General features: G+C 49.5%; 13 protein-coding genes. 8 read left to right on the top strand and 5 right to left on the bottom strand.

The annotated features are described in order from the left end of the window. Positions 1-12 precede the first annotated feature (12 nt). Genes yidD through rpmH form a run of 3 tightly spaced genes read right to left on the bottom strand, consistent with a single transcriptional unit; the run spans position 13 to position 740 of the window. Positions 13-267, bottom strand: a complete 255-nt coding sequence (yidD, locus tag KOO62_07545; protein MBU8933846.1) for a membrane protein insertion efficiency factor YidD — start codon at positions 265-267, stop codon at positions 13-15. Beyond that, positions 254-604 (bottom strand): ribonuclease P protein component, encoded by a 351-nt coding sequence (gene rnpA / locus KOO62_07540; GenBank protein ID MBU8933845.1) that lies wholly within the window; start codon positions 602-604, stop codon positions 254-256. The genes yidD and rnpA overlap by 14 nt, the downstream gene beginning before the upstream one ends. Beyond that, positions 588-740 (bottom strand): 50S ribosomal protein L34, encoded by a 153-nt coding sequence (gene rpmH, locus KOO62_07535; protein ID MBU8933844.1) that lies wholly within the window; start codon positions 738-740, stop codon positions 588-590. The genes rnpA and rpmH overlap by 17 nt, the downstream gene beginning before the upstream one ends. Positions 741-1,041: 301 nt before the next feature. On the opposite strand from rpmH, the gene KOO62_07530 reads away from it, so the two are divergent. From KOO62_07530 to KOO62_07510, 5 genes are all read left to right on the top strand, one after another. Further along, positions 1,042-2,517 (top strand): trypsin-like peptidase domain-containing protein, encoded by a 1,476-nt coding sequence (locus KOO62_07530; protein MBU8933843.1) that lies wholly within the window; start codon positions 1,042-1,044, stop codon positions 2,515-2,517. A gap of 87 nt (positions 2,518-2,604) precedes the next feature. Next, positions 2,605-3,459: a sigma-70 family RNA polymerase sigma factor gene (locus KOO62_07525; protein MBU8933842.1), complete on the top strand. Its 855-nt coding sequence runs from the start codon at positions 2,605-2,607 to the stop codon at positions 3,457-3,459. Between the two features lie 208 nt (positions 3,460-3,667). Beyond that, positions 3,668-6,001: an arabinofuranosyltransferase gene (locus KOO62_07520; GenBank protein MBU8933841.1), complete on the top strand. Its 2,334-nt coding sequence runs from the start codon at positions 3,668-3,670 to the stop codon at positions 5,999-6,001. Between the two features lie 75 nt (positions 6,002-6,076). Continuing rightward, positions 6,077-6,802: a glycosyltransferase family 2 protein gene (locus tag KOO62_07515; protein ID MBU8933840.1), complete on the top strand. Its 726-nt coding sequence runs from the start codon at positions 6,077-6,079 to the stop codon at positions 6,800-6,802. A 4-nt stretch (positions 6,803-6,806) separates the two neighbouring features. Further along, entirely contained in the window at positions 6,807-7,763 is a 957-nt protein-coding gene (locus KOO62_07510) for an NAD-dependent epimerase/dehydratase family protein (protein MBU8933839.1), read from the top strand. 32 nt (positions 7,764-7,795) lie between these two features. Here the strand turns inward: KOO62_07510 and KOO62_07505 are convergent, their stop codons facing one another. Continuing rightward, positions 7,796-9,289 carry a glycosyltransferase family 39 protein gene (locus KOO62_07505; protein ID MBU8933838.1) on the bottom strand — a complete coding sequence of 498 codons (1,494 nt, stop codon included), beginning with the start codon at positions 9,287-9,289 and terminating at the stop codon, positions 7,796-7,798. A 38-nt stretch (positions 9,290-9,327) separates the two neighbouring features. Beyond that, positions 9,328-9,489, bottom strand: a complete 162-nt coding sequence (locus tag KOO62_07500; protein ID MBU8933837.1) for a hypothetical protein — start codon at positions 9,487-9,489, stop codon at positions 9,328-9,330. A 19-nt stretch (positions 9,490-9,508) separates the two neighbouring features. Between KOO62_07500 and KOO62_07495 the strand changes: the two genes are divergently transcribed. The 3 genes from KOO62_07495 (at position 9,509) to KOO62_07485 (ending at position 12,212) form a co-directional block, all read left to right on the top strand. Continuing rightward, positions 9,509-10,264 (top strand): hypothetical protein, encoded by a 756-nt coding sequence (locus tag KOO62_07495; protein MBU8933836.1) that lies wholly within the window; start codon positions 9,509-9,511, stop codon positions 10,262-10,264. Between the two features lie 282 nt (positions 10,265-10,546). Further along, complete coding sequence (locus KOO62_07490) at positions 10,547-11,416, top strand: hypothetical protein (GenBank protein MBU8933835.1); 870 nt, start codon at positions 10,547-10,549, stop codon at positions 11,414-11,416. 136 nt (positions 11,417-11,552) lie between these two features. Then, entirely contained in the window at positions 11,553-12,212 is a 660-nt protein-coding gene (locus tag KOO62_07485) for a class II aldolase/adducin family protein (protein MBU8933834.1), read from the top strand. Positions 12,213-12,220: the final 8 nt, after the last annotated feature.

The raw sequence follows: 12,220 nt of genomic DNA, 5'->3' as shown, positions 1-12,220 counted from the left end.
TGTTTCAATAACTTAACTGAGATCTCCAGTATCTCCTGGAACCGGGTCATATCCTCCTTCGTGCCACGGGTGGCATCGGAGCACGCGTCGTACGCCCAATATGCTCCCGCGCCATGCTCCATGATGCCGAATCGCCCCGGCGGCATACCGCGAACAAGTAGGTTCAAATCGGCAGGATCCTCCGAATAACGGAGACAGCGTATAGCGGTAGAGCGTAATAATCGCCAGAAGCAACCAGGCTATAGGCGACAATCTATCTCTTGACATGTCCGAGCCGCTTGAATGTACGTGATATTTCGGCATTTATGGCAACTGCTCCAGTTGCACCAGCACTGAGCGAGGGCAATACCAGAATCCGGACCGGGTTTGCCAACAGTCCCTTATTGAGCCGGATAGCCTCCCTGAAATATCGCTTAAGCTGGTTGCGGTGTACGGAGTTCCCATGCTTTCGAGACACGATCAAGGCGTAGGCAAAAGTCTCCGAAGGCTCCCAAAACAAGCGGAATCCTGGTGTGGAAACACGTCTACCCAGTCGCAATAGCTTCTGAATGTCACGTCGGTGTTTGAGACTTTCGCGACGGGGAAGCTTATTTCTTGCGACCAACCTTGACGACGAGTCTATTTCTTCCTCTGGCACGACGACGAGCCAATACTCTGCGACCACCCGGTGTAGCCATACGCGCCCGGAATCCATGGTCGTTAAGTTTCTTTCTGTTAGATGGCTGAAAAGTACGTTTCATCTGTAAATCCAATAATCCATTTAATAAAGTTAAGCTTGCAAATATAAGCGATATGTTCCATTCGTCAAGGACAATTTGCGGCTCGTTTTGTGCCTGAGCTAAATCGGACCAGATTTGAAATTTCAGCGATCATGAGTAAACCGGGCATTTTTCTTGAATCATTTGGACTCTTTCGTGCGTTAAATATATATGGAACAGGATGTGAATATTTCTCTAATCTAAGCTTGACTTGAATGAGAAGTTTTGTATATTACGAGGCTGTGTATGCGGAGGATTGTGGCAATTGAGTAGGTCTGGTCATTTGACAAAATCGTCAGTCAATAAGGGGCGTAAGTGGTCTGCCGTGGTTTCGCTAATTGTGATCGGAACCGTTGTTGGGCTGGTGATTTCATCGGCTCTAGACTTATCTATTCCGTCTCGTGCTCAGAGCTACAGCAATATAGCCCAGACCGGCACCTATCCTCTGGTAGATAACGATGGAGTGATCGAGTCCCCTTTTGTTGGGGTTGTGGAGCGTGTCCAGAATGCAGTCGTCAATATTTCGGCCCGATCCAGAGAGGAGAACAAGCCTTGGTGGCTTCGTCAGTCCGGATTTTCAACATCATCCGGATCCGGGTTTTTCTTTCGTGAGGACGGATACATTTTGACCAACAACCATGTAGTTGAGGGTGCAGTCAAAATGTCGGTACGGACAGCGACCGGTTTTCATTATGACGCCACTTTGGTGGGAGCGGATCCGCAGACCGATCTGGCGGTTCTCAAAGTCGAGCCGGAAGAAGATATCACTTTTATTCCTTTTGGCAACTCGGACAATCTGAAGGTAGGCGACTGGTCGATAGCAATCGGTAATCCTTTCCCGCAGCAGGGACTTGATCGTACTGTTACGGTTGGCGTGATATCGGCGGTCGGTCGAAGTCAGCTCAATTTTGGTCATGACACGCCCTACTATCAGTATTATATCCAGACCGATGCTTCCATCAACCCGGGTAATTCCGGAGGACCGCTACTCAACTTAGCTGGAGAGGCTATCGGTGTAAACGCGGCTATTTCGTCGCCTACGGGTGGTTCAGTTGGGATCGGTTTTGCCATTCCCATTAATCTGGCCCGATCAATTGTACCTGATCTAATTGCGACCGGTCGAGCTCATAGAGGTTGGCTGGGTATTTACCTGGGCAACGTTACCGAACGAGAGGCCAAGCGACAGGGACTTGATGCAGTCCGCGGAGTGATTATCGACTCCGTTTTTGCCGGATCACCGGCCGAGCAAGCGGGTATCACGAACGGTGATATCATTACTGCTTTTGATGGCCAGGAGGTCAACGATGCCGCGCAGCTTTCGGTATTTGTATCAACGGTCAAGGATGGCGATAAGGTACGAATCGAGTTGATCCGTGAGGGTATAAGAGAAAGCGTGGTGGCTTCCATTAGTGATCGGGATGCTTTTTTGGCCTCGAATCCTCGAAACTCAGAGCCTGATGATTTTGAGGTTTATCAGTGGCAGGGTATGGAGCTACTGACCTTTACGGAAGAGATATCCGATGCCTTGCAATTCAAACATATTCCCGGAGTTTTTGTTCGTCGCGTGATGTCCGGGAGCCCTGCCGATCGATCATCGATCGCACGCGGTACGATCATCATGCAGATTAATGATGTAGTGGTAGAATCAATTGAAGATGTAGAACAGGTCGCTCGGCAGCTGAGTCGAGCATCCCGTCGAGTTCCCTTGATAGTTCAGGAGCCGGATGGGACGATTGCTCGTAAGGTGCTGCGACCATGATAAAGATATTCCGCCGTGCAGTTATGGCGGAAAGTAACCCGTTAGCGGTTTACAGCTAACTTCTATAGGAAGGAATAGTCGTAAACAGTGGCTAAACAATCCCTAAAGTATCGCGATGAAGATCGGTCTTTGGATCTGTATCTCCGCGAGATAGGGGAAACACCTCTGATCAACGCCGCGCAAGAGGTGAAGTTGGCGCGAAAGATAAAGCAGGGCGATCAAAAAGCCCTGGAAGCACTTACCAAAGCCAATCTTCGCTTCGTTGTTTCGGTGGCCAAACAGTACCAGAATCAGGGTCTTTCTCTGGCGGACTTGATCAATGAAGGCAATATCGGCCTGATCAAGGCAGCCAAGAGGTTTGATGAGACCCGTGGATTCAAATTCATTTCCTACGCGGTCTGGTGGATCAGGCAGGCGATTTTGCAGGCTCTTGCCGAGCAGAGTCGTATTGTCCGGCTGCCACTAAACCGGGTAGGGACGTTACACAAGATCGGGAAGATTTCCAGCCGGCTCGAGCAGGGGCTAGGACGAGTGCCGTCGCCGGAAGAGATCGCCCGAGAACTGGAACTGACCGAAGGAGAAGTTACCGACACACTAAAGATTTCAAATTCGCATCTGTCACTTGATGCGCCTTTTTCGGTGTCTGAGGACAACTCTCTGATCGATGTTCTGGAGGACGAGTTTCAACCACCGCCGGACGAATCGCTGTTGAAAGATTCGCTGCGGCTGGAGATTGACAAAGCGCTTGATTCGCTGACAGTCCGTGAAGCTGAGGTGATCAACCTCTACTTCGGGCTGAGCTACGAAAAGGCGTTGACGCTGGAGGAGATAGGGGCTCGTTTCTCGCTGACTCGCGAGCGCGTGCGCCAGATCAAGGAGAAGGCGATTCGCCGTCTGCGTCACGCTTCCCGCAGCCGTTCGTTGCGGGCCTACCTGAATTAGCCGACCACCACAATCGGCCCTGGACAATAAGCCGCCCCTTTTCGGGGGCGGCTTTGTCGTTGGGGGGGAGTATTCGATCTGATCACAAATAGATGTTGCTCTTCGGAATCTAAATCATACCTTTGATGAAAGAAGGCGGAGGGAGACGAGAGTTGCAACGACGACCATTTTGGACAGACTGGTGGATCAAGTGAACCGGGCAGATTTTATGACAGCAAGGCACATCCCAATTGCCGTCCTTTTGGTTGCCTATCTGGTGGTCGGTGCATATTTCATCGACTGTGGTGGCGGGTACTATGACCATGATTCCATAGAAAAATCGCGTGACCTGGTGATGGCTAAAATATGGCTGATGCTCTCAATTGCATCCGTTGTATTATTAGGCTATTCTGATATTAGTCGCAACTGGAAGCTCTGGTCCTGGATTGGAACTTTGTCTGTCTACTTCGTGGTAACGTACGCTTTGTTGTACAAGGGAACTGACTTCGGGTACGGCGGGCAGTGGGGTGACAATGGCAATAGGCTTGCCCTTGTGACCAAGTTTCGTGATTTTTCCTCTATCTTCCAAGATTGGTATTTCAAGGACCTTCCATCCTTCTATCCGCCGCTCTGGTTTTATGTCTCTGGCAAACTAGCCTGGCTATTTGATTTCGAAGGATACAAAACGATCAAGTACGGCTACTTCGTCATCTACGCACTGTGGCCGGCAGCCCTGTTCATTTGTTGGAAACGAGTGGCCAATAGTCTGGTTGCACTTGTAGTGGTGGTGCTGACGATATTCATGAAGGATCTCTACTTCGATTTCGTGTACTATGAATACATCGCGGCCTCGTTCTTTATTCCATGGTGGCTCTATTTCGTGGAAGACGTGAAGCGAGTCAGGAACAAGGACAGACTCTGGTATGCTGCCGCCGGTTTATCGGGTGCGTTGATTTTCATGACCTTCTACTACTGGTTCTTCATCGGGATCATGGCCGTTATTATTCGCCCGCTGGTTATCCTACTAACAAGAGGGAAAGCCTCGTTCCAGTCACCAGGGTTAGGCCATATGCTGGCTGTGGCGGTAATTGTGGCTGTGTTCTCAGCTGTCTATTGGCTACCACTACTCGTCAGCATCATCCAACACGGCGCAGTTTCAATGCAGAACAGATGGTTCAGTTTTAGTTATATAAGCTTTTCGAATCCATATTTTGCCGCGTCCCTGGGTTCGCTGATCAACTTGATTGGGCTTGGTTATCTCGGCGCCAGGAATTGCAACAGGGCAGCCGCTGGGATGATTCTATTGTTGCTTGGAATACTGTCCCTCTATCTGGTGGAGCGCATTTGCAATCTTAATGGGTTATCAATACAAACCAGAAAACTCACTGGTCTCATGTCGGTATTCCTTGCTGTGCCTTCGGGATACGGCTTGGTGTTTCTAGTTCGCCTGATCAACCGCCGCATACCTTCGTTCGGCAAGATTCTGATAGCTGTTGGAGTCCTGGCCCTATTGTACATAGGAAACGGGCACTCGGAGATCCGGGGGGACAGAAACTACCAGTGGGGAATAAATGACTTTGTGCGGGAACACGAGTTGGATGTTTTTAGATCGGTGGACTACAAAGGTAGCGTCTTTCTCACGAATAGATATGTGGAAGCAGTATACCTTCCCTATTACCTTTTTGTCTGTCCCAACGGCGCTACAGCTCATGCTTCAGCTCAGTACGACCAGAGAATTGCATTTCTAAAGTACCTCAGTACTATTGATAGTGAGGAGCAAGTAGCACTATTGCTAAAACAAAACCGCTTTGACCGGATAGATTACTTCTTCTTTCCGGCCGATGATTCCAATCAAGTTACTTATTATGATATGTATCCATTGTATTTTCCCGGCGAGAATATAAAGCTACGCATAGAGTTTCCTTATACTACGACGGTACAATCTCGCTATTTTGAGCGAAAACATGACAAGGGTATGTTTGCCGTTCATGCTCCCGCCGGTTCGGTAATTGAGATATTTGTCCAAGAGTACGACACATCATCCTTCATTGCCACCAGTTCGGAGTTCAACAGGTTGCAGTTGGCCATAGGTTTCCTTGACAGTAATAAGAGTGATTCGTTACTTCCGTTTTTGGACGAAGTCAGACAGAACCTTGAGACTTGGATCGAATTACGACCAATTTGCGAGTTTGGTGAGGATATTGAACTGGCTGCATTGAAGATATTGCCGAGCGAGGAATCCGGCCGGCAGCAACTCCTCGTAGCTCTCCGTATCGGCAAGCGATTGGCAAAGGACTACAACTGTTTCGTGCATGCTTTTTCTGAGACCAATCAAGATGGATCGAACAGCAAAGCCATGTCGGAGATGATAAACCTGGACATTCATCCGGCCAGATCCACTAGCCAGGCGATAATAGGCGAATATTTGTTTTGCCAGCGGGATATTTCCTTGGAACCGGGGGCTTACACCCTGCATGTTGGCATGTTCAACAAGGATGGCAGACTTAAGACAACCTTCAGATCCGAAGGGCTTGTTGTTCCTTCCTCGCCCCTCGGGTTGTAACGAGGAGATTTGCATTAAACTAACTGAGCTATCAATAGCGCAGGTGACGAGCAAACAAATGTGAAGGCGATCAATATGAACCGTGCTCCTCAAATCCTTTGCATCCTCCCCGCATACAATGAACAGGGGAAGGTAGGCAAAGTCGTCACCAAAGTGACGGCGACCAACGAAGTGGATCGTATTGTCGTTGTTGACGATTGTTCAACGGATAATACTCAGCAGGAAGCTTCCGAGGCAGGAGCAACGGTGATACGCCACGAGGTGAATCAGGGCGTTGGGGCAGGTATCAGAACCGGGCTGACCTACGGACGAGAAAATGGATTTGATATTGCGGTTATAATGTCCGGTGATGACCAGCATGAAGCGACGGAACTGCCCGCCGTTCTTGCTCCTCTTAGAAACGGAGAAGCAGACTTTGTGCAGGGATCGCGGCGGCTCAAAGAGGGTAAAACTGTCAATGCACCTCTTTTCCGGGAGATCACGACACGATTGTATTCGTTGGTGTTCACGGTGTTCACGGGACACCGGATCACCGATGGTACCAATGGCTTCCGAGCGTTCTTCCTGTCTATTCTCGATAACGATGCTATCAATCTTGATCAGGATTGGCTCAATACCTACGAGCTCGAGCCATACCTTCTGTGGCGGGCCGTGAAATCATCCGAGGTGAGAGTTGTCGAAGCACCTGTGACAGTGTATTATAGAGGTGAAACGAAACAGTACTCGAAAATGAGGCCGTTTCGGGATTGGTGGCGTTTGGCGCGACCGCTTGTATTCCTGAGACTTGGGCTGCGGAGATAAGCTTATGACCGATCTTGATTTTTCCGGTAAGAGAGTTCTCGTAACTGGTGGAGCTGGTTTCGTTGGCTCTAATCTGGTTGAACGAGTAGTGCGATGCGGTGGCATCGTTACTGTCCTGGATGATCTGTTCACCGGCTCGCTTGATAATATCGACTCAGGAGTAGATTTTGAGTTTGTCGAAGGTTCCGTAACCGATGAGACCTTAGTGTTCCGGCTGGTCAAGGAAAGCGACTATGTAGCTCACATGGCGGCACGGAATATCATCGTATCCACGAAGAATCCGCGTAGCGACTATGCCGTGAATATTGGCGGGACGTTAAACGTCTTGTTGGCTGCGCGGGAATTTGGAGTGGAGCGTATAGTGTATACGTCATCGGCTTCGGTGTACGGTAATCCGCGGATGATCCCGATTACTGAAGATGAGCGCACGCATACTTTTTCGCCGTATTCTGTTTCCAAGCTGGCTGGGGAGAACTACTGTCATGCCTTCTACGAGACCTATGAAACGCCTGTATCATCGGTGCGTTATTCCAATGTCTATGGTCCCAAGCAGAACCCGAGCAACCCATATTGCGGCGTTATCTCCAAATTCATCGAAGCCATCGATATTGGCAAACCGCCAAAACTGCACGGTGATGGTGAGCAAACGCGCGATTTCACATACGTGGATGATGCCGTCGATGCGACTCTGACCGCGTTGTTATCGCCTAAGAGCGAAGGTATGGTTTTCAATTTGGGATCAGGCACGGAAACACGGATAGCCGACTTAGTTACGATCCTGGCCCGGCTGATGGGCAAGGATGTCACTCCGGAACACATTGATCGTCGTGACATTGATAATATCAGACGTCGCGTACTGAACATAGAGCGAATCCGCACTCGTCTTCGCTGGCAACCGCAGATCGGGCTTGAGGAGGGTTTACGCCGGACAGTGGAGTGGTTCCTGACCAACAAGAAGTAACTTTATAGTTGTAAAGCTGGACGACTTCACGATTAGTCCTGGCGAATGACATATACGGCACTTGGTCTCACTTTACATCCTGTCACCGGTAAGAAGACATCCGGTTTGTTAAAGACAGGTCCAACTATTCGGTAATGACGCGCAATTTCTTCCATATACCAGTAGCGGTCAAGGATGATGGTCTCGAACTGTTTTTTGCTGATTGCTTCCTTGATTTCCTGATCGAGTGCCTGCCTTAATCGTTCTCCTTCAGGTCCAGTGAAATCTAGAATCGAGTGGGAATGAAGATACCTGCCCTTCCCGGCTATAGATGCAAGATGACCATGAAAGGGAAGGAATACTTCGCCATCGATTGACTCTATCATTGCAATTAGCTCCCATCCGGCAGCCTCATCCTCTGCGGTTGGCAGATGTGGTCGAGGATCGTAAGTAAGTATGCCGAACTGAAGGATCAGCAAGAAGGGGACATAGTGCCACACAGTGTGTTGACCGTATTTATCCTTAACAATAGTCAGGAGCCTGTCAACCGCCAGACCGAGCAGAATCGCAAACGCCGCCGCAGCTGGCATGAAAGTATTAATCCAACCGTGAGGTTGAATCCGCGATAGATATGTGGCGCAGATCATTCCACCTGCCATAAGAAAGAAGAAAATCCCTGTTGATCGAAAGTCGTGATGGAGGCGGTTGAACAGGTACCATAGAGAAAAAAGCATAGCGATACCGAACGGTTTGAAGAGTTGGTACCCTAACTTCAGCAACAATATGAAGGGATTCTCTTTGAAGATAATTTCACTGCCCAGATCAAACACGTAGAGCGAATACCAGCCATCATAGGCAATATTGAGAACGACCGTACTCAAGATGAGAATTATAGCAAGCGTGCTACCGGTCCAAAGAACGTGACGCCAGTCTCTTACTAGACCACTCAGAAGTACGGCGGCGGCAATCGGCAGAGCCGACTGTTTGGCCAGAAATGCCAGCGCAAACAGAAGTCCGGCCAGAAGACTTTGTCGTACCGTAACCGTGTGGCGGAAGACATAGATTCCCCCAAGCGTAAGGCACAATGATAGCGAGTCCACTCGGGCAATATCCATAAACGAACCTGTAACTGGATACGTGGCTGCGAAAAAGCCAGCCGCAACAAGAGCCGGTTTCCATGAACCTGTTTCTCGTTTAACGATCATGTAGATCAGTGTAAAGCAACCCAGAGCACTGATAATCGAGATCAGTCTCAAGGGAAGGAATCCAATCCCCATCACAGACGAAATCACCGCTCCTAAATAATAGTACAGGGGTGCATATCTAAGGGGCACAAATTCAAGCGACGGTTTGCAGTACAGAGCCTGTCCATGGAGAATGCGGACGATGTGATCAACCATACTGCCCTCCATCCATTCCAGTTCGAATGGATACTGAGCACGCATGATGGCCAGCACGAGGAAATAGCCGATGAAGGATACTGCTGCTACCACAACGACTGTTGTCGAAAGACTCTCCAGCCGGCCAATGATGGTGTTTTTGGTCACAGCTTCCCTCAGTATACAAGGGTTAGAGTTAAGTCATCCTAACACAGTCCGAGAACGCTCTGCGATTGTCCTCGGAAACCACCAATTCCACTATAGGCAAGTCGCATCATAGCATCAACGATGGCGTCAGTCAAGATTATTGTACTCCCGAGCGATCCGTCGATGAACCAACGCGGACGTTGACAATTCTGACTACACATCCTACAATAGAATGGAAAGATGTTATGCTATAGTCAAAAGGTCCTGTCCGCCATTATTATTACGGCGCTGTTGATTCTGATTGCAGTCCAGCTCCGCACTGCGTGGATGTGCGACGATGCGTACATAACGCTGAGAACAGTCGACAATTTCATCAATGGGCACGGCCTTACATGGAACGTGGGGGAGCGAGTCCAGGCATATACTCATCCTCTGTGGATGTTTCTGTTGTCATTTGCATACCTGTTTACGCGAGAGGCCTTCTACACTACGATAATTCTTTCCATCGTTCTTTCGCTCGCCTCTATCGCTTTTGCTGCTCTGAAGGTGGCACGATCCTGGGTGTCTGGGGTTATGTTGGTGTTGGCAGTTACCCTCTCAAAGGCATTCACGGATTTTTCTACCTCGGGACTTGAGAATCCACTTTCCTACCTGCTTCTTGTATCGTTCATGGTCGTCTACTTCCGCGACAAGCATAACGATCGCGCCTTCCTGGGTCTCTGCCTGTTAGCATCACTGGCGATGCTCACACGACTCGATCATGCTCTCATTTATTTGCCGCCGTTGTGCTACCTGCTGGTCCAGGGATCGACACCCAGGCGATTTATGGCAGGGCTGATGGGATTCCTGCCATTGGTCGTTTGGGAGCTCTTTTCGTTGTTCTACTACGGTTTTCTGTTCCCCAACACCGCTTTCGCCAAGCTAAATACGGGTATTGAAGGTTCCCTATTGTGGGAACAAGGAATAACCTATCTAGTCAATCTCGCCTTATGGTAACCCTATACAGCGTTTATTCTGGCCACTGGAATTATTGTGGGCCTTGCGTCACGCAGAATGAAGTGGGTCGCATTGTCCTTTGGAGTGTTCCTTTACATCCTGTATATAGCTCGCGTTGGCGGCGATTTCATGTCGGGGCGCCTTCTCGCAGTACCATTCCTAGTTGGAATTGTTCTGTTGTCGCGGATCGATTGGTCCCCGTCCAACAAGTGGAAATTTATAACAGCCGTTTTTACACTTGTGTTTGGAACTCTGTCTACAGGGTGTCCTCTCTATCATGGCATGGACTATGGACAGGGCCCGGAGGCCAGATTCTGGGATAATGGCATCAGCGATGAGCGTGCTGGTTATTATCAGAAGACTGGCCTGCTTCTCCAATGCACGGACTCACTGACTCCAAACCATCCGTGGGCAGGTGATGGTCTTACAGCTCGTCAGGCCGGAGACACTGTAATCTATCGGGCTGGCGTTGGCCTAATGGGGTATTTTGCAGGACCCGATGCGCGAATCGTGGACAAGCATGCATTGTCTGATGCACTACTGTCACGATTACCATCGCACCTTCCCAAACGATGGCGCATCGGACACTTCACACGCCTTATTCCTGCTGGGTATCTGCAGACTGTACCAGGTGGGCCAAATAGAATAGATGATCCTGACCTCGCTAAATACTACGATGTCTTGTCTGAAATCATCTCCGGTGATCTCCTCGGAGGTAACCGACTGGGGGAAATCTTCCGGTTCAACCTGGGAGGTTATGACCATCTTCTAGGGAGGTATCTTTCCCGACCTTCGGTGACTATTTCGTATAGCCAGCTTTCCTTGCCCAAGGAAGAAGGTACTGTATGGAATTCAAAGGGTTGTGTTGTTCTACCCGTCACTGGCTTGCGTGTTACCTATTCTCAGCCCCAGTACGCTGAGAGAATCGAGTTGAGTGCTGACTGCAATGATGAATATGAAGTGACTTTCTATCGAGACACAATTCCGCTATCCATAACTCGTATACCACCAAAGTGGATACCTAAGAGAGGTTTGTCTATAAGGCATGCTGCTATTGACACACTTACGACATCAATAGGCTATGATGGACTAGTGATCAAGGGAAACGGAGGTGATGGGTTGTACAGTGTCGGGCACGTGCGGACCTATTAACGGTACAAGGCTTCGCAGAATATGCAACTCTAGTATATTTTAATCTCTTCAAGCAAGTGCTCTAGTTTCAACAGTTGCCATGAAATCAGCGTCGTTGTTGACAATCGCTCGATGACCCCCTACCTTGCGGCTAATTATGGCTTCACCGTTTACAATCAGGAAGGAGTTGGTGCTCCTTGGACGCCGACTCTATGAACGCGGGATGATAGCGGGTACGGATGGCAACATCTCAGTGCGTCTCGATGATGACCGGATTATGATTACACCGTCCGGTCTGGCTAAAGGAAATCTAAATCCCGACGATCTGGTTATTGTCGATCAGAACGGTAAACACCTGCAAGGCTCCCGCACAGCCTCAAGCGAGTACCTCATGCACACCTTTGTCTATCGCAATCGACCCGACGTGCAGGCTTGTGTGCACTCTCATCCGCCCTATGTGACTGCCTTCGCGGTGGCAGGTATCCATTTGGCCGAAGACGTTCTGCCAGAGGTGGTCGTTTCGATAGGAGGGATGCCCCTGACCGATTATGCCCCTCCCGGCACCGATGCCGTTCCCAAGTCTCTTGAGCCGTTCATCGAAAGCAATAACGCCTTTGTCTTGCGTAATCATGGTCTATTAACGGTGGGCCACTCGTTGAACGAGGCTTATCATCGACACGAAGTCGTGGAGCATTATGCCCGGGTAGTACATCTGGCGCGTCAGCTGGGCAATCTTGATAGTATTCCATCGGATGATTTTCAGAGGTTGGAGAAGATGCGCGATAAGCTCGACCAGGCCTGGGACGAGAAGCAGTAGCGCGGAAG

The sequence above is a fragment of the Candidatus Zixiibacteriota bacterium genome, assembly GCA_019038695.1.
Lineage (GTDB): Bacteria > Zixibacteria > MSB-5A5 > GN15 > FEB-12 > B120-G9.
This window is presented reverse-complemented; position numbering and strand designations above follow the sequence as displayed.

Coding starts and splice junctions, on each gene's coding strand:
- KOO62_07515 (MBU8933840.1), top strand. CDS start 6,077: ATGAACCGTGCTCCTCAAATCCTTTGCATCCTCCCCGCATACAATGAA.
- rpmH (MBU8933844.1), bottom strand. CDS start 740: ATGAAACGTACTTTTCAGCCATCTAACAGAAAGAAACTTAACGACCAT.
- KOO62_07485 (MBU8933834.1), top strand. CDS start 11,553: ATGGCTTCACCGTTTACAATCAGGAAGGAGTTGGTGCTCCTTGGACGC.
- KOO62_07495 (MBU8933836.1), top strand. CDS start 9,509: ATGTTATGCTATAGTCAAAAGGTCCTGTCCGCCATTATTATTACGGCG.
- KOO62_07490 (MBU8933835.1), top strand. CDS start 10,547: ATGGACTATGGACAGGGCCCGGAGGCCAGATTCTGGGATAATGGCATC.
- KOO62_07500 (MBU8933837.1), bottom strand. CDS start 9,489: ATGTGTAGTCAGAATTGTCAACGTCCGCGTTGGTTCATCGACGGATCG.
- KOO62_07510 (MBU8933839.1), top strand. CDS start 6,807: ATGACCGATCTTGATTTTTCCGGTAAGAGAGTTCTCGTAACTGGTGGA.
- KOO62_07520 (MBU8933841.1), top strand. CDS start 3,668: ATGACAGCAAGGCACATCCCAATTGCCGTCCTTTTGGTTGCCTATCTG.
- yidD (MBU8933846.1), bottom strand. CDS start 267: ATGTCAAGAGATAGATTGTCGCCTATAGCCTGGTTGCTTCTGGCGATT.